The organism is Phaeobacter sp. JH20_02, from assembly GCF_048056915.1.
Taxonomy (GTDB): domain Bacteria; phylum Pseudomonadota; class Alphaproteobacteria; order Rhodobacterales; family Rhodobacteraceae; genus Phaeobacter; species Phaeobacter bryozoorum.
Window position 1 is genome coordinate 44,936 of the sequence record NZ_JAYMVP010000004.1, and the last position, 19,995, is coordinate 64,930.

Below are 19,995 nucleotides of genomic sequence, written 5' to 3' on the forward strand. Positions count from 1 at the left end.
GGTACCGTCCCGTTTTAACGATAGGTTCAGACATTTTTGGCCAGATGGGTGGCTTGAGGGGTATGCACAGCGGGACGGCACTTGCAGGTACTATTTACATTCACGATGCGGCGCCTGGCGGTATTGCTGTTCTTCGCTCTCGTCGGTGTTCCGACTTTGGCCAGCATGGGGCAGGCCGAACCGATCCGGATGACCTATGAGGAATACCCGCCCTATTCCTTTACCGATATTGACGGATATCCAAAGGGCGTGTCGATCGACCTGATGCGCCATATCGCCAGCGCGGCGGGGCGGGAGGTCGTGTTTCAGCCCAACACAAACCCGGCCGGTATGCTGGATGAGCTGCGTCTGGGCCGGGCGGATGTGACATCGCTTCTGGCGCTGACGCCGGAGCGGTTGAGCGCCGGGCTGGCCACGCGCACGCTTGGATCGTTTGAGATGCGGGCCTTTGTCCGCAAGAGCGATCAGCTCTACGAGCTGGATGATCTCGCTGGAATGGATATCGGCGTGGTCAGCGGCAGTTTCGCCGTTGACGGTGCCCGCCAGATCCCCTTCACCGAGATGGTCGAATTTGCCTCGATGGACACCCAGATCCTGCCGTTTCTGACCGGTGAGATTGATGTGGTGGTGTCAGGCCACAACAGTTTCCTGCGGCGGCTGCGTATGGCTGAGGTTGACGACCATGTCCGGGTGCTGTCACAGCCGCTGGTCAGCAGCCCCTATGGGTTCCTGGTGGCGCCGGGGCAGGAGGCGCTGCGCGATGAGCTGGACGCCGCCATCGCCGCAAGTGTTGACGCCAACTTGCTGCGCGATCTGGACAAGAAATGGTTTGGCCAGTCACGCACGATCTGGGACAATATTCTGGTGCGCTGGGGCCTGCTGATCGGTGCCGTTCTGGTGGCGGTCATCCTGACGCTGGGCTATTGGTTCCATTATTATCGCAACAAATCCAATCAGTTGCTGAGGGATCGCGCTGGCGACCAACTGCTGGTTGAGGCACTGGATGAGGTGGCTGCGGCCATCGTGATCTATGATCACAACCTGCGGGCGGTGCATTGGAACCATGGGTTTGAACTGATCTTTCCCGGCATGGTGGCGGCCCTGAAAAAGGGCGCGACGATGCAGCAGATGATCGTGAAATCCTATATGGATGGCACCATCGAAAACCCCTACACCGATGCGCAGATTGTATCCCTTGTTGATCAGGTTGTTGAGGATCTGCAGCGCGGAAGATCCGAGCCACGGACAGTGCGCACGACGGATGGCCGGGTGTTTCAGGCCCGTGATGTCAAGCTGGGGCCCCGGCATTTTGCCTCCCTGCGGGTGGATGTGACCCGCTTGCAGGAACAGCAGGATCTGATTGCCGCGCAGGCCCGGTCGCTGGAGGTGGTCAATGAGGATCTGCGCACCTTCTCCGCCATTGCGGCACATGATCTGAAGGCGCCATTGTTCAGCCTGCTCAACCTGATTGATTTCGTGGCCGAGGACATGCAGGAAGCCGGGATAGATCTGCCCGACGGCGTCCGCTCTAACTGGGTTGAAATGGAACGCCTGTCGCAGCGGATGATGCAGCTGGTGCAGGATCTGCTGGTCTATTCCACCACCCATAGCGAGAGCCATCAGGCGGAGGTGATCGAGCCATCGCAGCGCCTGCATGAGGTGCTGGAACTGGCCGGACCGCGCGCCGGTTTCGAGGTGATCATCGAAGCGGGGATGCCGGAACTACAGGTCAATCCGATCGCCTTTGACATGGTGATGCGCAACCTGATCGCCAACGCCTTTCAGCATCACGACCGGGAACGCGGCCATCTGGTGCTGAGCGCAAAAACGGGTCCCGATGCGGTGACGATCTCGGTGCGCGACGATGGTCCGGGCATCCCGGAGGAACACCGCGAGCGGATCTTTGCCCCGTTCCACCGGCTGTCCTCCTCGACCGAAGGCAGCGGGCTGGGGCTGGCGTTTATCAAGAAAACCGTGGAGAGCTGGGGCGGAACCGTGCAGGTTTCGGCGGCCCAGCCTCGTGGTGCGGTCTTTGAGGTGAGTTTTCCTCGCCCCCTCGCGAAGGGTGGCGCCGCGCCGAAGCAGCTTGTCGGCTAGACCTGTTCCTGGCCAGCTGCGCGCCTGGGGTTCATAAATTCAGGCTCTAACAAAGGCATTACAGACCAATCCCTGCGGTTGCATTGACTCTTCTTCCGCGGGCTGGCTACACACGGGCTGACACCTGATCGGCCCGGCCTGCGTGCGGCGGCTGCATTAAGGACAAAATTGGGACAAAACAAAGACAAACACCCCGTTAATTATGGTCTTAAGGGCAACCTTATTGTGACATCGGGGCTGGGGCGGCCTGTTATGGGCCGCGGGTTGTGATCCGGCGACCCCCGGCGCGCGACGACACCAAGGCGGAGTTTGACGATGACAGAACCGCAGACCATCTCTGGCGTGACCGGCTCCACATCTGGAGGCGGGGCAGGAGATCTGACGGTTGCGCTGCATATCGGGGCGCCGTTCACCGATGAGGATCAGCTGATCTGGTCGCTGCGCCGGGATTCGGCGCGGCTGTTGCAGGATGGCGTACTGGTGCGCCGACCGGGAACCTATCTGAAAGACCTGACCGATCTGAAGGGCCGCGCCGCAAAGGAGGGGGTCAGCGACGAGGCGTGTGAAGACTTTCTCGAGGGGGTACTGCGCGACGCGGATCCGGCGCGGGTGGTGCTGTCGATGTCGGCGATTCTGGGCGTGCCGGCCTGGATGCTGAATGATGGACGGCTTTACCGCAATGCCGGTGCCAATACCGCCGCGCTGCGGGCGGTGTTTGCCGATTATCGCTGCGAGTTTTTCCTGGGTCTGCGCAATCCGGCGACGCTGGTGCCTGCCGGGTTTGCCGCGCAGTCGCAGAAGGATTGGTACGGGTTTGCCGGGGATACCGACCTGATGGAGCTGCGCTGGTCAGAGGTGGTCGGCGATATCCTGACCGCAAATCCCGATTGCGCGATCACCGTCTGGTGCAATGAGGAAACGCCGGTGGTCTGGCCGCAGGTGCTGGGACATGTCACCGGGTTGGGCGCGGGCTACCGGTTCACCGGTGAGACGGATATTCTGCGTCAGGCGATGACGGTGGAAGGCACCCGGCGGCTGGAGGCCTATCTGGCCGAGCGTCCGAAGCTGTCGGAACAGCAGCGCAATCAGGTGCGCGAGCTGTTCCTGTCCTATTTCCACGCAGAAGATGCGGTGGAAGAGGAAATTGACCTGCCGGGCTGGTCGCAGGGATTCGTCGATGAGATGACAGAGCGCTATTTCGCGGATATTGATCTGATCCGCAGCCTGCCCGGCGTGACCGTTATCGACTGAGCCTTTGACCTGTGCGAACGGCAGGTCCGGCCCGCCGCGCAGCTCAGCTGTCGTGGGCGGAGGCCCGCATCCGGCCCAGATGTTCGTCCCATCCTTTGTCCAGCGCCAGCAACAGGTCAAAGGCCTCGACCCCCTGTGGCAGGCCGGTGTGGGTCAGCGACAGATTGGTGCCGCCGGGCACCTCCTCTAGCGTCCAGGAGACGGTGCTGGTGCCATCGCCCATCGGCGCGATGGTGAAGCTGTAGTCAAGGCGGGTGAAGGGCTCCGCCAGCAGCACCTCGCCCCACATCAGCCGCTTGCCGCTTTCGGTGCCGAACATCTCATAGGGGCCTTCGACCAGTGGGGTCTGGGGTTTGTGGAACCAGATCGCCAGTTTCTCCGGCTCTGTCAGATAGGCCCAGACCTGGGCCGGGGTGGCCCGCAGATAGATGGATTTGCGCAGGATCGTATCGGTCATTGGATGTCCTTTTCGATTTCGGATTTGAGCGTCGCAAGGCGGTCGTCCCAGAAGGCATCAAAGAAGCCGAACCAGTCGAACACCTGCCGCAGCCCATCCGGGTTGAGGTGATTGAGCCGGGCGCGGCCCTCGGTCTGGACCGAGATCAGATTGCCCTCGTCCAGAATGGTGAGATGTTTCTTCACCGCGGCGCGGGTCATCTGAAAATTCTCCGCAACCTCGGCGATGGTGAGGCTGTCCTGCGCCAGCAGCCGGAGGATCTGGCGGCGTGTCGGATCCGCCAGGGCGCGAAAGGCCAGTTGCTCCGGGTGCTGGTGGTTCTGCTGGTCCGGCGTCTGCTGTGACATGGCGGTATCTGCTCCTTATATGATACCGTTCGGTATCCTTTTAATATGATACCTTATGGTTTCACGTCAAGCCTGATTCTGCGGCATCGCGCCGGACCCCCCGCTGGTCGGGGGCAAAACCGTGCTGTCCGGCGTCCTGTCCTGCCGGGACGGGCAGTCTGGCGTCCTTTCCGGCCCGGTTGGACGACGGGGCTGCGCGGCTCTGGCTAGGGTCAGGGCGAGGCGGCGGATGGCCTGCCCTCTACAGCCCTGCTGTTGCGCAACCGGAATATCTGACCAGAGAGAGACCCCGCCATGCTCAGACCTTCGTTTCAGTCCCGTTATCTGACCTCTGCGCTGCGGCGGTATCGGCGCGCCGTGCCGCTGCTGCCGGTGGTGTTCTGCATCGCACTGGGGTTTGCCATCGGGGCCACCCCTGCGACCAGCGCCGGAACCGGCAGCGATGACATCCAGCCGCGCGACGGGCATTGGCTGGCGCTGATGCAGTTCCGGTCGGTCAGCGGCTGTTCGGCGACGCTGCGGCGCGAGATCGAGTCCGATGCAAAGGATGAGGTGCTTTATTCCAAGCCCCTGCATTTTTCCAAACCACTTGATCTGAACCAGCTCAATGCGGCCTGGGAGGTAGATATCAACTGGACCCGCACCAGCCCCAACCGCTGGGAAGGGGTGATGACCGAGGTCGAGCGCACCCTGTTCGGCAAGGTCACCACCGTGACCGAGTTGCAGACACGGGTGATTTCGGAGGGGCTGATTGATCAGAAGGCGGTGGCCACGATCAGCTTTCCGCCGCGCATGGTCCGGCAGATCGGTTCAGCCGAGCCTTGCGTGGTCCATGCCGATATCACCCACCGGCTGCGCTGATCCGCAGCTGGCCAGCATCGCCCGCACCTGACGAGGGCGCGCCGGGGCGTCCCGAAACCCATACCCAAGACCTAAAACACGATCTGAAAAAGGATAAGACCATGAATTTTTATCGCAGCGCCGCTCTTGTGACCGCGTGTAGTCTGGCGGGCGCATCTGGCGCCGCCGCCGAGGGGCTGTTTTCCAACGGCCAGTTTACCCTCGGGCTGGGGGCGTTTGCCTCCTCCGACCTTTACAAGGGCGAAAGCACCGAAGCCGCCGCCCTGCCGTTTGTGTCCTATGACAGCGACCGGCTGCATCTGGGCTGGGACGGGGTCGCCTATCATATTCTGAACAGCGAGGACCTGCAGGTTTCGGTGCGCGTGGGTGCGGGCGAAAAGCCGGATTACCCGGAGAATAAGCCGCTGTTTGCAGGACTGAAGCGCAGCACACCGATCGAGGCGGGATTTGACATGACCTATCGTTTTGACGGGTTCTATGTGGCGGGCAGCGCGATGGTGGATGTCTCCAATGAGCATGACGGCTATCACGCGGAGGCCAAATTCGGGACTGAGTTCCAGATGGGCCAGCTGGGTGTCGATATTGGCGCCGGGGCGCGGATGCGCGACGGCAAGCTGAACAACTTCCTTTACGGCGTGTCCGCCAGCGAGGCGAACGCGCAGCGGGTCGCTTATGATGTTGGCTCCACCACCGAGCCGTTTGTGGATATGACCATGGTCTACCCGATCAGCGACACGTTGTCGGTGCTGGGGACGGTGAATTATCAGCTGATCGACAAGAAGGTTCACGACAGCCCGCTGACCAATACCAAGGACAGCTATTCGGTCGGGCTTGGCCTGATCTACAGCTTCTGATCCATGGCGTTTCCGCTTCACTCGAAACCGCGGGGCAGGGCAGGGGCGGCGCGGCGGGAGACCGCGCCGCCAACCGGCCCCGCTGCCGCCGTGCCGCCGCTCTCTGCCGTTACCGGGGCCGCTCCAGCGGCGCCGGTTGAGCTGGTGTTTGTCAGCGATGCCAGGGCGACATGGCCGCCACTGCTGGCGGCGGCGATCTATCTGGGGCTGGTGGTCTGGATGCTGGTCGGGCTGTTTTGGCCCGCCCCCCCGCTGCCGCCGCCCGATGGTGGGAATTCCCCTGTAACAGAGCCTGTTTCTGTCGCTGTGCAGCTGTCGCAGGCGGTGCCGGTGACGCGGCTGCTGCACGCCGAGGGGCATAGCAGGGCTGACCGGGACGTCACCCTGCGGGCGGAGATGTCGGGCCATGTGGCCACCGTTGCGGTGGCGAAGGGCGCACGGGTTGCGCAGGGGCAGATCCTCGCCACCTTGCAGGCCGGTCCCCGGCAGGCGGCGCTGGCGCGGGCGGAGGCCTCGCAATTGCGGGCCGAACACGAGTACACGCGCGCGGCGGCGCTGCATCAGCGGGGATCGACCACCGATCAGCGGCTGAGCGAGGCGCGCGAGGCGCTGGCCGTGGCCAAGGCGGATCTGGCCGCGGCTCGGCAGTCTCTGGCGGAAACGCAGCTGACCGCGCCCTTTGCCGGGCATCTCGAAGCCTTTGACCTCACCCCCGGTGCCTATGTGCAGGAGGGGGCCGAGGTGGCGCGGGTGGTGGCGCTGGATCCGCTGCGGGTGGTGTTTCAGGTGCCCCAGCACCAGCGCGGCTCCCTGACCGAGGGGGCCATTGCGCAGGTCCGGTTTCTGGACGGGCGCAGCGCCGAGGGGCGGCTGAGTTTTCTGGGGCAGAGTGCGGCGGCAGAGACCCGCAGCTTCACCGCCGAGCTGACGCTGGCCAATCCGGCGGAGCGCAGCGCTGCGATCCCGGCCGGGGTCAGCGCCCGGATCGAGGTGCCGCTGGATCAGGTCCAGGCGCATTTCCTGTCACCGGCGCTGCTCTCGCTGGATATGGCGGGGGGGCTGGGCGTCAAATCTGTCGATGACACCGACCGTGTGGTCTTTACCCCGGTGGAGATCGTCCAGTCAGCGCGCGACGGCGCCGGTGTCTGGGTCAGCGGCCTGCCGGATCAGCTGCGGCTGATCACCGTCGGACAGGGGTTTGTCAGCGCAGGCGAACGGGTGCGGCCCGGTGGCGATGGCAACGGCGCGGCGGATCCGTCGTGAACGGCATATTGGCGGTGATCTTTTCCCGCAGCCGCGCGGTGATCCTGATCTTTGCGGCGCTGCTCTGCGCCGGGGCCTATGCCTATGTCAGCATCCCCAAGGAGAGCAATCCCGACATTCCGATCCCCTTTGTCTATGTCAGCACCAGCCTGTCGGGGATATCGCCGGGTGACAGTGAGCGGCTGCTGGTAAAGCCGCTGGAAACCGCGCTGAGCGGGCTGGCGGCTCTGAAGGAGATGAAGGGTCACGCCTATGAGGGCTATGCCAGCGTGACGCTGGAATTCGAGGCAGGCGCCGACGTCGCAGAGGCGCTGGACCGGGTGCGGGTGGCGGTGGATCAGGCCCGCCCGGACCTGCCGGAGGCCGCCACCGAACCGGTTGTGATCGAGATCAACACGGCACTGTTTCCGGTGCTGACCACGGTGCTGTCCGGGCCGGTGCCGGAGCGCAGCCTGAACCGGATGGCGCGCGAGCTGAAGGCACGGCTGGAGGCGGTTTCGGGCATATTGGAGGTGGATATCGGCGGCGGTCGTTCGGATCTGCTGGAGGTGCTGATCGACCCGGTTGCCTTTGCCACCTATGGGCTGTCCTTCGAGGCGCTGGTGGGACAGATCAACCGCAACAATGCGATGATTGCCGCCGGAACCATCGACGGGGCGGCCGGGCGGTTTGTGCTGAAGGTGCCGGGGCTGGTCGATGGGGCGCAGGATCTGATGCAGATGCCGGTCAAGGTGCAGGGCGGTGCGGTGGTGACCCTTGGCGATATCGCGGTGGTGCGGCGGCGGTTCGAGGATCCGCGCAGCTTTGCCCGGATCAACGGCCAGCCGGCGCTGACGCTGGATATCACCAAACGCAGCGGCGCCAATATCATCGAGACGGTGGCTGCGGCAAAGGCGGTGATCGCAGCGGCGCGGCAGGAGTGGCCGCAGAGCGTCAAGATCGACTATCTGCTGGATGAGAGCCGCGAGGTGGAGACCATGCTGGGCGATCTGGAGGCCAATGTGGTGGCGGCCATCGTGCTGGTGATGCTGGTGGTGATCTATGCGCTGGGGCTGCGCGCGGCGCTGCTGGTTGGCCTGTCGATACCGGGCGCGTTCCTGGCTGGTGTGGCGCTGCTCTGGGCGATGGGGATCACGATGAACATCGTTGTGCTGTTCTCGCTGATCCTGGTGGTCGGAATGCTGGTGGACGGCGCCATTGTCACCACTGAACTGGCGGATCGCCATTTGCAGGAGGGCGCGACCCCGGCGCAGGCCTATCGCGCGGCGGCGGGGCGGATGGCGGGGCCGCTGATCTCCTCGACCGCGACCACGCTGAGCGTGTTTGTGCCGCTGCTGTTCTGGACCGGCACCACCGGTGAGTTCATGAAATTCCTGCCGATCACCGTCATCGTGACTCTGGCGGCATCGCTGCTGATGGCGCTGGTGTTCATCCCGGTTCTGGGGGGCGTGATCGCGCGGCGGTCGCCGCAGACGGCGGCGGCGAAACGGGCGTTGCATGCGGCGGAATATGGTGATCCGCGCCTTGGCCGTGGGACGGCGGGGCTATATGCGCGGATGCTGGCGCGCGCACTGCTGTTTCCGGGCACCACCGTTCTGCTGAGCCTTGCGCTGTTGATCGCGACCTTTGGCCTATATGGGACATTCGGCGCGGGGCTGAGCTTTTTCCCCAAGATAGAGCCTGAATTCATGCAGGTTCAGCTGCGTGCACGGGACAATTTTTCGATCCATGAACGCGATGCGCTGGTGCGGGTGGTGGAGGATCAGCTGCTGCGCCGCGATGGGATTGCCAGCGTCTATGCGGTGGCCTCGCTGGGCGGGGGTGATGATCTGGACCTTATCGGCACCATTCAGCTGGAGCTGGATCCCTGGGACCAGCGCCCGCCCGCAGCGGAGATTGGCGCCGGGATCCGTGCCGAGGTGGCGGCTCTGCCGGGGGTCGAGGTGCGGGTGGAAACCGAGGATGACGGGCCAAGCGGGGCCAAGCCGCTGGATCTGCATGTCACCGCCCGCGACCCCTCGGCGGCCGAGGCGGCGGTGGCCCGGATCCGCGAGATCATGGGCGGGATTGGCGGGTTCACCGATGTTGCCGACAGCCGCGCCCTGCCGGGGGTGGAATGGCGCATCGAGATCGACCGCGCCGAGGCCGCGCGCTATGGCGCGGATCTCAATCTTGTGGGGCAGGCGGTGCAATTGCTGACCCATGGCGTGACCGTGACCACATTCCGCCCCGATGACGTGGCGGAGTCGGTGGATGTGCGGGTGCGTTTTCCGGCGGCGGATCGCAGCTTTGACCGTTTGCGGCAGCTTCAGGTTCCGACCAGCGCGGGGCTGGTGCCGATTGCCAATTTCACCCGCTTTGCACCGGTGCCGCGCTCCGGCGCGATCGAGCGGCGGGACCAGTTGCGGGTGCTGACGCTCTCGGCCAATGTGGCGCCGGGGCTGCTGGCCGATGCGCAGATCGCGCGGCTGCGTCAGGCGCTGGACCGGGCCGATCTGCCAGACGGCGTAAGCTGGCAGTTCCGGGGCGAGGCAGAGGAGCAGGATGCGGCGATGCGGTTCCTGATCCTTGCCTTTGTGACGGCGGTTGTGCTGATGGCGGTGATCCTGATCGCGCAGTTCAACAGTTTCTATCAGGCGGCGGTGGTGATGTCGGCGATTGTCTTTTCCATCGCGGGGGTGCTCCTTGGGCTGCTGCTGGCGGGGCGGCCGTTTGGTGTGGTGATGGGCGGCATCGGGGTGATTGCGCTGGCGGGCATCGTGGTCAACACCAATATCGTGCTGATCGACACCTATAATGCGCAGCGGCAGGCCGGGCAGTCGCCTCATGAGGCGGCGCTGCGCGCAGGGGCGCTGCGGCTGCGGCCGGTGGTGCTGACGGCGCTGACAACGGTGCTGGGGCTGATGCCGATGGTCCTGGGGATGAAGCTGGATCTGCTGGCGGGCAGCATGGTGTTTGGCGCGCCGTCCAGCCAGTGGTGGACCGAGCTGTCGACAACCATCGCGGGCGGGCTGGTGGCGGCAACGCTGCTGACGCTGCTGGTGACCCCGGCGATGCTGGTGCTGGGCGCGCGCGGGCGCAGCTGGCGGGGTCAGCGGGCGACGGGTGGCTGAGAGCGGCGGCTGAGAGCGGCAGCGGCAGGCCACCGGCCAGCTGCTGCCCCGTTGTCGGCGTCAGGTCGATGGGGCGGCGCTGCCGCGGGCGGCACGCAGCGCAGAGGGGGTGGTGTTCATCTCGCGCTTGAAGGCGTTGTAAAAGGACGAACGCGAATTGAACCCGACATCATGGGCGATCACCAAAATGGTCTCATCGCTGTCATGCAGCTGTTTCACCGCATCCTGAATGCGCCATTTGTTGACGAAGTCAAAGAAATTCGACTGAAGCGTCATATTCAGCGTCTGCGAGACGTAGTTGGAGGTGACGCTGATATGTTTGGCCAGATCCCAGAGCGACAGGTTGGGATCGCGGTAGAGCATATCCTTGGTCATGGCGCGTTCGATCTTGGCGGCGATACGGGCCGCGTGATCGTCGGTGAGCGCGGAGCGTTCGTATTTTGCGGTGGCCAGTTCCCGGTCGGCGGGCGGCTGCGTGTCGCCACGCGGTTTCGGCATCAGCCCCGGCTGCTGGCGCACGCCCCAGACGCCGATCACCCAGGTGATGGCGAGGCTGGACAGGCCATTGGTCAGGTCGGAGGCTTCGCTGAACAGGATGAACAGCTCAAGACCAAAGAGGTCGGCCAGAATCTCGGCGACACTGAGCAGGAGATAGGCGGAGACCGTGGTGGTGATCCACCAGACCCAGGTCAGTTCGCGGTCCTCGGTGGTGGCAAACAGATCCTTCAGGCGCGTGCGATATCGCGACAGCATCCGCATGATCAGCACCAGGTAGATGGCGACCTGGCAGTAAAACAGCACTTCGACCAGCTGGAAGTAGATCAGGATCGCCTGAATATACTGGCTGAGGTCGGCGAACTCCAAATCATTCTGGGCGAACAGGGATTTCGGGATGGTCCAGAACAACACCACCATGCTGATCGCCAGCAGGATGGGCACCGCGTGCCAGAACCTTTGTGTGACCGGGGGGCCGTCATCCTCGGAGGTGAGACCGCGCACGTAGAGCCAGAGCAGCAGCGGCTGGGCAAACACGGCGGGCACATGCAGGCTGTTGAAGCGCGCGACAAGATAATCATAGGCGTCATCGGTGACCACCAGATCAAGGATGCCGAGCATTTCGGTAACGGATTGAGTGATGAAGAACAGCGCCAGCGGCACATAGATGCGCTGATGGCGTTGGTGCAGCAGCAGCTGATTGGTGCAGAACAGCGCCATGCCGAGGTGAAAGGCCGACAATGCCAGCAGGTATTTATCGTCCACCATCACGCGCCCGATCCTGAAATTCCCTATCTGGCCTTTAGCAGCGGGCTGCGCTGATGGACAGATCTGCGGGCGGTCTGGCTGTCCTTTCCAGCAGGGAAGAACGCCGGACAGGGGGCAGGGGCGGCTTTTGACCCTAGGGGCCGGGCCTCGCGGAGGGCCGGATCCTGGCAAGCACGCCGATCGCCTCGACCCGGTTGCGGACGTTCAGTTTGCGGTAGATCGAATGGGCGTATTCCGAGACCGTATGGGGCGAAATCTTGCAGATTGCCGTGCATTCCTTGGTGGTCAGCCCCTGGCTGAACAGATAGAGCACCTCGCGTTCGCGCGGGCTGAGCCGGGTCAGCGCCTCCGATTGCGGGGCGATCAGGGACCGGTTGAACGCGGCCTCTGCCGGGGCGTCGGCGGGGGGCTGTTCCGGGGCCGCCGCCGCGGGCTGTCGCAGCTCCTCCATGCGGCGATGGATGATCATGCAGAGAAAGCGCAGGCTGTCGGTCTTGCCCGCGACATGGGCGAGAAAATCGGCCCGGGTCAGACTGGTGCCGATGTTGAAACCGCCGAACCGGTCGGAACCTTGCAGCCGAACCGGGATGGCAATGCCAGCGCGAAACCCGCTCTTGACCGAGGCGTCGCGGATGAAGGCGGTTTCCGCAGCGGCCAGATAGGGGTGATCGGCCAGAAATTCCGCCCCGGTGAACTGTGGTTCGTAGCTGTTGCAGCAGTGATCCAGAAACGGATCCCGATGGCTGGGCAGCTGCTGGTAGATATCGGGCAGGTTGGTCTGGATATGTGGATGGCTGCGGTCGCCGTCCACGGTCAGGTAGATGGCGTAGTCAAATCCCATCGCAGCAAAGACCTGCAAGCTCTGCGCCCAAAGCTCGGCGATGCTGGTGCAGCGTTCCAGACTGTCGATATCGGTCCAATCCACGACGATACCCCCTAATGTTAAGGGATAACACCTGCGGGGCCGCATTGCTAGCGTGGCCGAGGCGCCGGGGATACGGCCATGTCTCTCCTCGGATATGTTGGGCATGGCTGTGGTCCGGCGCTGGTGGCCTGTTGTGAGTGCGGGGCATCTGAGTGTTTTTGACCGCCGCGGATCCGGTGTGAGGCCGATGCGGGGCGGCGAAGACAGCATAGCCTGATGGGCCTGGCCGGACGTCGCATTACCGCATGTCGTATTGGCCGGGGGAGGCGCAGGGTGAGGCCGAATTGAGCGATCCTCGCTGCTGCCGGGGCCGTGGCATCGCTTGCCGGGGGGTAAGGCCACGGTCGTCGGCGGCGCCATTTGACCCGCGTCAGCCAGAGGGCGGGCGGGCGGTGACTTGATTAGCGCCGCTATTCAGATCATAATAAGTCAAATTTTGATCCGATTAAGGGTGCTTATCACATCATGCCGCATATCTGGCAGTCTCCGTCCTGGCCGCGCTTTGGCTATGATCCGGCACATATCGAACCCGAACTGGCCCGCGCCGCCGAGGCGGTGGGCGAGGTGACGGGGCTTGTCCACGGGCTGACCCCGCAGGAGCGCGAGGAGATGCTGCTGCGCCAGATCGTGCAGGAGGCGATGGCCTCCTTTGGAATCGAAGGCGTGGCACTGGATGCCAGCGAGATCGAAGCCTCGGTTGTGGCTTCGCTGCGCCATCGCGACAGGGCGGCGATCTCGCGGCGCTCGGATGCGGTGGCGGAGCTGATGCTGGCGGCGCGCCGAGCCGATCAGCCGCTGGACAGCGCGCAGATCCTGACCTGGCACCGGTTGCTGTTCACCGGCATGGAGGTGGAGGACCTCGGCCGCTGGCGACGCTTTGAGATGGAGATCGTGCGCTCCGCGACGGCGGGTCCGGGGGATGTGCTCTATAAGGCGCCGCCGCCGGATCGGCTGGAGGCGGAGATGGCGCAGTTTCTCGACTGGGTGAATGTCGATCAGGGAATGCCAGTGGCGGTGAAGGCCGCGCTGGCGCATCTGTGGTTTGAATCCATTCACCCGCTGTCAGATGGCAATGGCCGTATTGGCCGCGCCCTGATCGAACATGTGTTTGCCCGCAACCGCGCGTTGCCGTTCTCGCTGTCGCGACAGGTGGAGCGGGACAAGAAAGCCTATTATGCCGCCCTGCAGGCAGGGCGCAAAGAGGGCGCGACTGGCATGATTGACGCCACCGAATTCGTGCTCTGGTTTCTGCGCACGCTGACTCGGGCGGCGGCTTCGGCCCGCGATGAGGCGGGGTTTATCCTGCGCCGCAACCAGTTCTTTCTGCGCTACGGACCGGTGTTGAATGATCGCCAGAGCCATGCGCTGCGTCTGCTGTTTGAGCAGGGGCCGGAGCGGTTGGCGGTGGGGCTGAGCGCCAAATCCTACCGCAAGATCACCAAGACCTCTCCGGCCACCGCCACCCGCGATCTGCGCGCGATGGAGGAGGCCGGTGTGGTCACGCGGATGGACGCGGGCGGCCGCTCCACCGCCTATGCGATCCGGTTCTGACCTCTGGTCAGGTTGTGTGTCTGACCTCTGGTCAGGCAGGGGCCGTTGCGGAGGCCCAGGTCATCGCCTCAAATTCTTCGCGAAAGGCAAAGCGTTTCAGGTGGTTGTCGATGATCTGGCGGGCGTGATCCAGCTCTTCGGCAGTGGGGGCGGTGACCTCGGCCAGGAGCCGGTCGGCTCTGGCGGTCAGCGTTGCAGGTCCCATGCCCAGAGCCACGGTGCCCCGGCTGTCGTCATGGGTGACGGCGACCTTATGGGCAAAATGCTTGCACAGCTGTTGCAGGTATTTGGAGGCGTTGGGGGTGTCGAAATGGCCTGTATCCGTAATCATTGGGCTTAATCCTTAGTTTTTCTGTCAGCTTTGCAGGATAGAGATTCCGGGGCGCAGCGCAAGGTGAATTCACCGCTGCCAGCCATGGTGCGCGGCGGGCCGCAAAATGGGGCGCAAGCCAGATTGCAGGACTTGGCGCATGGTGGATTATCCGGCTGACAAACCCATCCGGCGGCAGTAGAACGGCCCGGCTACGGTGCAGGCAGATGTCGCGTCAGGCGCGGGAAGCAGCGGGTCACGGACCGTCACGCTGCTGTCCTGCTGATGCGAAAGACAGGCGACCCACATCTCAGGCGAATTTCAATTCATCCTTGAGAGGGGCGCTATGTTCCGGGCTTTTGAAAACCTTGTCGATCCGTTTGCGGCCTCGCAGAGGGCGGCGCCGCGTGCCGGTCTCTGGCCGTATCTGTGGCAGCAGCTGGCGCCCTATCGCAGATGGCTGCCGCTGATGCTGGTCACTGGCGTGCTGACCGCGCTGATGGAAAGCGGGCTGATCTTCTATGCCGGGCGGCTGGTGGATCTGATGACCGAGAGTGGCGCTGCGGCGTTCTGGGCCGATCACGGCGGTGAGATGATCCTCGCGCTGATCTGTGTGCTGCTGCTGCGTCCGACGCTGGTCGGGCTGAACCACCTGCTGCTGGAGCAGACCCTGTCCTCCAACCTGCAGGAACAGGTCCGCTGGCAGGCGCATCAGCATCTGCTGGGGCAATCGGTCGGCTTCTTTCAGCATGATTTCGCCGGGCGGCTCAGCAATCGGGTGATGCAGATGGGACCGGCGGTGCAGGACAGCGTGCATATGATGTTCGAGGCGGTGCTGTTCGCGGTGACCTATATGCTGGGCGCGGTGGTGGTGCTGTCGCAGATCGACGGGCGGCTGGCGGTGCCGCTGCTGATCTGGGTGCTGATTTACGGCGTCTACGTGCGCCATGTCGCCCGCCGTGTCGCGGCGACGGCGGAGAAATGGTCCGATGCGCGCTCCGGGGCGACGGGGCGGATTGTCGATGCCTATGGCAATATCGAAACCGTCAAGCTGTTTGCGCAGGGCGGGCAGGAGCTGGGTTATGCGCTGTCGGCGCTGCGGCGGCTGCGGACGCGTTACCAGCGGTTCATGCGGATGATGACCACACTGGCCTTTGGCAGCATTGCCATCAACGGCGTGTTGATCCTGATCGTGGTGGCTCCGGCGATCTGGCTGTGGACGGTGGGTCAGGTCAGCGTTGGAGAGGTGGCCGCCGTCGCGGCACTGACCATCCGGCTAAACGGCATGAGCGGCTGGATCCTCTGGGTGACGATCCGCCTGTTTGAAAACATGGGCATCATCCGCGAGGGGCTGCGGTCGCTGGCAACGCCACATGCGGTGGTCGATGCAGCGGCGGCGCCGGCCCTGAAGGTCACGCGGGCGGAGATCCGCGTGGAGGGGCTGCATCACAGCTATGGCAAGGCATCGCAGGATGCCAGCGGGGGTGTGGCGGGGCTTGATCTGACAATCGGGGCCGGGCAGCGGATCGGCATTGCCGGGCCGTCCGGCGCGGGCAAGTCGACGCTGGTGTCGCTGCTGTTGCGGTTTGATGACCCGGACCGGGGGCGCATTCTGATCGACGGCCAGCCGATCGACAGCGTGACACAGGACAGCCTGCGCGCGCAGATTGGCGTGGTGACGCAGACAACCGCGCTGGTGCATCGCTCGGTGCGGGCCAATATCCTATATGGCAATCCCGGCGCCAGCGAGGCGGAGATGGTGATGGCCGCCAAACGCGCCCGTGCCCATGACTTCATTCTGGGGCTGCGCGATCAGGCGGGGCGGACCGGCTATGACGCCCATGTGGGCGAGCGCGGAGTGGCCCTGTCCGGCGGGCAGCGGCAGCGGATTGCGATTGCGCGGGTGGTGCTGAAGAATGCGCCGATCCTGATCCTGGACGAGGCAACCTCGGCGCTGGACAGCGCGGTGGAGGCGGAGATCGAGGAGACATTGCGGGATGTGATGCAGGGCAAGACGGTGATCGCCATTGCGCATCGCCTGTCCACGATTGCGCAGATGGACCGGATTGTTGTCATGGATCAGGGCCGCATCACCGAAGATGGCAGCCATGCCGCGCTGCTGGCGCTGGGGGGCACCTATGCGATGCTGTGGTCGCGGCAGGTGGGCAGCCCCTGCGCGTCGGCGGATTGCTGACGGCAGGCAGAGAACGGTGCGAGGTCTGATCCGTGCCGTTCTCTGCCGCGCTGGCTCAGCCGACCGAGCGCGTTTTTTGTCGGGCCGGGGTCAGATCATCGGCGGCAAGCGCGCGGATCTCGGCGATGTCACCCGCAAGCGTCTGAAACACGGCGTCCCCGAACCATTCCAGCGAGGCCTCGCAATCGCCGTCCCGCTGCATTTCGCGCAACAGGGCGCGGTAGTCATAGGCGCCCTGCATCAGCGGCACCATGCCCGCGCGACAGCCTGCGGCGCTGTAGACATTCGCCGGGGCAAAGACCGGCAGGCGGGTGCGGTCGGAGATGTTCTTCAGGTGGTAATGCGCAATTCTGGGCAGCAGGGTCCGGCGCGCCGTCACCGGATCATCCCCGCCTTCCCAGACGTGGAGCGCGTCGAAATTGATGGCCAGCGCATCGTGGTTGGTGGCGTCGATCAGCGCCACGGTTGAGGCGAGCGTATCGGCCAGCGTGCCGGGATGGGTCTCCACCAGCAGGCGCAGCCCGTGATCGGCAGCGATATCGCAGGCGTGGTGCAGGGCGCGGGTGGTCTGGTCGCGGTCCGCCGCCGGGACCGTGGCGCTGGCCTGCATCCCGGCAAAGGTGCGGATCTTGTCCGCGCCCCAGCCCTGCGCCAGCGCGCAGAGGGCGCGGGTTCGACGGGTCAGCTCCTGATGGTCCTGTAGGGGCAGGTAGTCGCTGATCATCGGGATCGACAGCCCCTGCGCGGCCATCCACTGGGCGTTATGGATCGCCAGCGGTGACTGATTGCGGGCATGAACGCCCCAAAGCTCAATCCCCTGAAAGCCGGTATCCCGCGCCCAGAAGGCAATGTCCTTCAGATCAATCAGCTGATGGCGAAAGGAAATCGTACAGAGCGAGATCTTCATGCCGGCTCCCCCGTTAGCGCCGCGGCAGATGCGGGCGCCGCTGTTATCTGTGACTGGCACCAGATCTGGAATTCGGTGTGAAGTGCCTCCTTGATGGCAAACTCCAACCGGTCCAATGCGTCCAGCGCGGCGATCAGATCCGGCACCAGTGTGCGGTCTCTGGTATGGGCGATTTTCGCGGCAAGGAAATGCAGGCTGCGGAACCCCTCGCAGAGCGCCTCGACCTGATCGCAATTGGCGTCGAACGCGGCAAAGCTGGTGTCCAGCGCGCGCCAGAAGAAGGCAAAGGCGTGTTCATAGGCGTATTTGCGCAGGGACAGCACCGGAAGTTCGCGCAGGGCGATCTCCAGCTCCGGCAGTGCCAGAGGCCTGTCGGGACGGCAGTGATGCGCGATAATGCCGCGCAGGGCGTCCGTCAGCTGGTTGGCGTCCGGGCGGAAGGTCGCGTCGAAATAGGCCACGAGGTCATGAGGCTCGGGCGCGCGGACGCGTGTGCTGTCGAGGATATAGCCGCCCGCCACGCTGGGCTGTGCCATGGCATTGAGGATGGCGGCGCGCGGCAGATCTCCGCGCCAGCGATAATCCGGGTCGTTCATATGCCAGACCTCGGGGTCGGCGGTCGGCTCGACAATGACGAAATGCGGAAACGGGTCCTGATTGTATTTGGTGTCCCGCTCCGGCAGGTGGAACATGTCGAGCATGACAACCAGCTGGCGGTCGGTGGCCGGGTTGTGGAGCAGTTTTTCAAAGCGGGTCAGGTTGTCGGATTTGGACAGGGCGGGATCGTGCCACTGGCTGACGCGGATGCCATACAGTCGTTCGACCCAGCGGATATAGTGATCCTGCGTCATCTCGGCGCTGTGATAGGCCAGATGCTGATGGGCGGTGATGGCAAAATCGCTGTCCCAGGTGCCAAAATAGAAGGGCCGGAAATCCAGCCCCTCATGCCGCCGGATCGCCGCACAGAGACAGCTGACAAAGCAATGCACGGTGATCTCGCTCGGGTCCTGATTGGCGGGCGCGGTCTCGGGTTCTGCGCTGGGAGAGGTCGGCGGGCCGGGCAGAAGCACATGGATCAGATCGGCGACGGTGACGAAATCCTCCTTGCGGAAGTCACGCTCGGGGATGGCCACGCCGTGGTCGGTTTCCAGATGCACCAGCAGGTTGATCAGCACCACGGAGTCGATATGCAGATCATCGTTCAGCACCGCCTCGGGGCGGAACTGCGCCATATGCGGATTGGCCAGCGGTCCGGCGAGGGTCTGCTGCATTGCGTGCAGCACGCTGTCGAAGGTCATGCGGGCACCTGCTGATCGGCTGTGTGATCGGTGCCGGATGCGTATCTGTTGGCGATGTCGCGGCGGCTGATCTTGCCATTGGCCTGACGCGGCAGGGCGGGGAGGCGGCGCAGGAAGGTCGGTCTCTGGTAGTCGGCCAGCAGATCGGCGCAGTGCGCGCGCAGCTGATCCTCGCTGAGATCCGGGCCGACAAACAGCAGCCCCACCCGCGAACCGGCCTGCGGGTCGGGCAGGCGAAACGCGACGGCATCCTGCACATCGGGCAGGCTCATCGCCGCGCGTTCGACGTCCTGCGGATAGACGTTCAGCCCGGCCACATTGATCATATCGTCCGCACGGGCGGTAAACACCAGCCCGCCATCGGCGGTGAGATAGCCCAGATCGCCGGTTTCGACCCAGTTGGTCGTGGCGGCATCCGTGGTGGCCGGTTCCCCTGTCGTCAGCTGCACGCGGACCGGGCCGGGCGTGCCGGGCGCGCCTGCCTGTAGGTCGAGATGCGGTAGTGGTCGGCCGACATCGCAGGGCGCCCGCAGGTCCTGATTGATGGCGATACAGCCCACTTCGGAACAGCCATATTGCTGGAACAGATGCCGGGTGCGGGCGCGAATGGTGTGGAACCATGGATCGGGCAGCACGGTCCCGGAAGTGACGGCGGCGTTCAGTGTCTCGTCCGGGGGCAGGAGCCTCGCCAGCGTGTGCAGCATCGCAGGCGAGGTATAAAGCACCGGGTCTGGCAGCTCGCGCAGGCGGCGCAGAATGTATTTCGGGTTCACCGCATCAATGATCACCGGCACATGGCCACGATGCAGCGCCACCAGAACCCCCGGTATCAACCCGTAGGAATGGGTCACCGGGCAGGCGATCACCGGCGTCATCCCGGCCGCGCGGTCAAAGAAGGCGGCATAGGTGCGGATCTCGGTTGCGATGCTGTCCCAGCTGCGGGTGATCACCTTGGCCGCGCCGGTGGTGCCGGAGGTCATCTGCACCAGACCGCCTGCGCCGGGGCGCGCGCTGGCGGTCTGACCGGGCTGCCGGGGCAGCGGTTGCGGGACAAGATCATCCTCCAGAAACCAGTCGCATCCGGCCTTGGTCGCCATCTGTTTCGCGGCTTCCGCCGGGATATCGGCGTGGATTGGGAAAACGCCGGCCTTGTGGTCCTTTAGGTAGAGCAGGGTTGCGAGGCCGAGGCCGGTGTCGCGCATCCGCAGGGCGTAGCGGTGGTGCAGATCATTGCCAAGCGCCTGTTGCAGTCTTGGGTGCAGCGCGGTTGGATCAGAAAGGGTGTCGTTCAACACAAACATGGG

Annotated in this window: 16 protein-coding genes; 8 read left to right on the forward strand and 8 right to left on the reverse strand. The window is 64.3% G+C overall.

Annotation, left to right across the window (positions count from 1 at the left end; all coding sequences use genetic code 11):
- Nucleotides 1-105 precede the first annotated feature (105 nt).
- Together VWY34_RS01305 and VWY34_RS01310 are read left to right on the forward strand one after the other, a co-directional pair.
- Nucleotides 106-2,097: an ATP-binding protein gene (locus tag VWY34_RS01305; protein ID WP_416558504.1), complete on the forward strand. Its 1,992-nt coding sequence runs from the start codon at nucleotides 106-108 to the stop codon at nucleotides 2,095-2,097.
- A 315-nt stretch (nucleotides 2,098-2,412) separates the two neighbouring features.
- A complete protein-coding gene (locus tag VWY34_RS01310; protein ID WP_416544840.1) occupies nucleotides 2,413-3,348 on the forward strand; it encodes a hypothetical protein in 936 nt (311 codons plus the stop codon).
- Nucleotides 3,349-3,391: 43 nt separating this feature from the next.
- Here the strand turns inward: VWY34_RS01310 and VWY34_RS01315 are convergent, their stop codons facing one another.
- Nucleotides 3,392-3,805 carry an SRPBCC family protein gene (locus VWY34_RS01315; protein ID WP_340547772.1) on the reverse strand — a complete coding sequence of 138 codons (414 nt, stop codon included), beginning with the start codon at nucleotides 3,803-3,805 and terminating at the stop codon, nucleotides 3,392-3,394.
- Nucleotides 3,802-4,152: an ArsR/SmtB family transcription factor gene (locus tag VWY34_RS01320; RefSeq protein WP_416535309.1), complete on the reverse strand. Its 351-nt coding sequence runs from the start codon at nucleotides 4,150-4,152 to the stop codon at nucleotides 3,802-3,804. Before VWY34_RS01320 ends, VWY34_RS01315 begins: the two co-directional genes overlap by 4 nt.
- Nucleotides 4,153-4,446: 294 nt before the next feature.
- On the opposite strand from VWY34_RS01320, the gene VWY34_RS01325 reads away from it, so the two are divergent.
- From VWY34_RS01325 to VWY34_RS01340, 4 genes are all read left to right on the forward strand, one after another.
- Nucleotides 4,447-5,013: a hypothetical protein gene (locus VWY34_RS01325; protein ID WP_340547770.1), complete on the forward strand. Its 567-nt coding sequence runs from the start codon at nucleotides 4,447-4,449 to the stop codon at nucleotides 5,011-5,013.
- A gap of 101 nt (nucleotides 5,014-5,114) precedes the next feature.
- Nucleotides 5,115-5,867, forward strand: a complete 753-nt coding sequence (locus VWY34_RS01330; protein WP_416544841.1) for a MipA/OmpV family protein — start codon at nucleotides 5,115-5,117, stop codon at nucleotides 5,865-5,867.
- A gap of 3 nt (nucleotides 5,868-5,870) precedes the next feature.
- Entirely contained in the window at nucleotides 5,871-7,130 is a 1,260-nt protein-coding gene (locus VWY34_RS01335; RefSeq protein WP_416544842.1) for an efflux RND transporter periplasmic adaptor subunit, read from the forward strand.
- Nucleotides 7,127-10,243 (forward strand): efflux RND transporter permease subunit, encoded by a 3,117-nt coding sequence (locus VWY34_RS01340; RefSeq protein ID WP_416544843.1) that lies wholly within the window; start codon nucleotides 7,127-7,129, stop codon nucleotides 10,241-10,243. Before VWY34_RS01335 ends, VWY34_RS01340 begins: the two co-directional genes overlap by 4 nt.
- Before the next feature lie 60 nt (nucleotides 10,244-10,303).
- On the opposite strand, the gene VWY34_RS01345 is transcribed toward VWY34_RS01340, so the two are convergent.
- Both VWY34_RS01345 and VWY34_RS01350 read right to left on the reverse strand, forming a co-directional pair.
- The gene (locus VWY34_RS01345) at nucleotides 10,304-11,506 is read right to left on the reverse strand and encodes a helix-turn-helix domain-containing protein (protein WP_416549151.1); all 1,203 of its coding nucleotides are present in this window, start codon (nucleotides 11,504-11,506) and stop codon (nucleotides 10,304-10,306) included.
- Nucleotides 11,507-11,639: 133 nt separating this feature from the next.
- Entirely contained in the window at nucleotides 11,640-12,431 is a 792-nt protein-coding gene (locus VWY34_RS01350; RefSeq protein ID WP_416549150.1) for a helix-turn-helix transcriptional regulator, read from the reverse strand.
- A gap of 465 nt (nucleotides 12,432-12,896) precedes the next feature.
- Here VWY34_RS01350 and VWY34_RS01355 point away from each other — a divergent pair, with 465 nt between their 5' ends.
- Nucleotides 12,897-13,982, forward strand: a complete 1,086-nt coding sequence (locus VWY34_RS01355) for a Fic family protein (RefSeq protein ID WP_416544844.1) — start codon at nucleotides 12,897-12,899, stop codon at nucleotides 13,980-13,982.
- 31 nt (nucleotides 13,983-14,013) lie between these two features.
- On the opposite strand, the gene VWY34_RS01360 is transcribed toward VWY34_RS01355, so the two are convergent.
- The gene (locus VWY34_RS01360; RefSeq protein ID WP_416544845.1) at nucleotides 14,014-14,313 is read right to left on the reverse strand and encodes a DUF2218 domain-containing protein; all 300 of its coding nucleotides are present in this window, start codon (nucleotides 14,311-14,313) and stop codon (nucleotides 14,014-14,016) included.
- Nucleotides 14,314-14,638: 325 nt separating this feature from the next.
- On the opposite strand from VWY34_RS01360, the gene VWY34_RS01365 reads away from it, so the two are divergent.
- Entirely contained in the window at nucleotides 14,639-16,486 is a 1,848-nt protein-coding gene (locus VWY34_RS01365; protein WP_416544846.1) for an ABC transporter ATP-binding protein, read from the forward strand.
- Nucleotides 16,487-16,541: 55 nt separating this feature from the next.
- Here VWY34_RS01365 and VWY34_RS01370 read toward each other — a convergent pair whose 3' ends face one another.
- Genes VWY34_RS01370 through VWY34_RS01380 form a run of 3 tightly spaced genes read right to left on the reverse strand, consistent with a single transcriptional unit; the run spans nucleotide 16,542 to nucleotide 19,992 of the window.
- A complete protein-coding gene (locus tag VWY34_RS01370; protein WP_416544847.1) occupies nucleotides 16,542-17,393 on the reverse strand; it encodes a sugar phosphate isomerase/epimerase family protein in 852 nt (283 codons plus the stop codon).
- Nucleotides 17,390-18,691, reverse strand: coding sequence for a DUF6005 family protein (locus VWY34_RS01375; RefSeq protein WP_416544848.1), 1,302 nt, complete (start codon nucleotides 18,689-18,691; stop codon nucleotides 17,390-17,392). Before VWY34_RS01375 ends, VWY34_RS01370 begins: the two co-directional genes overlap by 4 nt.
- Nucleotides 18,688-19,992, reverse strand: a complete 1,305-nt coding sequence (locus tag VWY34_RS01380) for an AMP-binding protein (protein WP_416544849.1) — start codon at nucleotides 19,990-19,992, stop codon at nucleotides 18,688-18,690. Before VWY34_RS01380 ends, VWY34_RS01375 begins: the two co-directional genes overlap by 4 nt.
- Between the last annotated feature and the right edge of the window lie 3 nt (nucleotides 19,993-19,995).

What these genes read in the sequence shown, in the direction of transcription:
- VWY34_RS01305 (WP_416558504.1), top strand. Translation starts at nt 106, where the DNA reads ATGCGGCGCCTGGCGGTATTGCTGTTCTTCGCTCTCGTCGGTGTTCCG.
- VWY34_RS01310 (WP_416544840.1), top strand. Translation starts at nt 2,413, where the DNA reads ATGACAGAACCGCAGACCATCTCTGGCGTGACCGGCTCCACATCTGGA.
- VWY34_RS01315 (WP_340547772.1), bottom strand. Translation starts at nt 3,805, where the DNA reads ATGACCGATACGATCCTGCGCAAATCCATCTATCTGCGGGCCACCCCG.
- VWY34_RS01320 (WP_416535309.1), bottom strand. Translation starts at nt 4,152, where the DNA reads ATGTCACAGCAGACGCCGGACCAGCAGAACCACCAGCACCCGGAGCAA.
- VWY34_RS01325 (WP_340547770.1), top strand. Translation starts at nt 4,447, where the DNA reads ATGCTCAGACCTTCGTTTCAGTCCCGTTATCTGACCTCTGCGCTGCGG.
- VWY34_RS01330 (WP_416544841.1), top strand. Translation starts at nt 5,115, where the DNA reads ATGAATTTTTATCGCAGCGCCGCTCTTGTGACCGCGTGTAGTCTGGCG.
- VWY34_RS01335 (WP_416544842.1), top strand. Translation starts at nt 5,871, where the DNA reads ATGGCGTTTCCGCTTCACTCGAAACCGCGGGGCAGGGCAGGGGCGGCG.
- VWY34_RS01345 (WP_416549151.1), bottom strand. Translation starts at nt 11,506, where the DNA reads ATGGTGGACGATAAATACCTGCTGGCATTGTCGGCCTTTCACCTCGGC.
- VWY34_RS01355 (WP_416544844.1), top strand. Translation starts at nt 12,897, where the DNA reads ATGCCGCATATCTGGCAGTCTCCGTCCTGGCCGCGCTTTGGCTATGAT.
- VWY34_RS01360 (WP_416544845.1), bottom strand. Translation starts at nt 14,313, where the DNA reads ATGATTACGGATACAGGCCATTTCGACACCCCCAACGCCTCCAAATAC.
- VWY34_RS01365 (WP_416544846.1), top strand. Translation starts at nt 14,639, where the DNA reads ATGTTCCGGGCTTTTGAAAACCTTGTCGATCCGTTTGCGGCCTCGCAG.
- VWY34_RS01370 (WP_416544847.1), bottom strand. Translation starts at nt 17,393, where the DNA reads ATGAAGATCTCGCTCTGTACGATTTCCTTTCGCCATCAGCTGATTGAT.
- VWY34_RS01375 (WP_416544848.1), bottom strand. Translation starts at nt 18,691, where the DNA reads ATGACCTTCGACAGCGTGCTGCACGCAATGCAGCAGACCCTCGCCGGA.
- VWY34_RS01380 (WP_416544849.1), bottom strand. Translation starts at nt 19,992, where the DNA reads ATGTTTGTGTTGAACGACACCCTTTCTGATCCAACCGCGCTGCACCCA.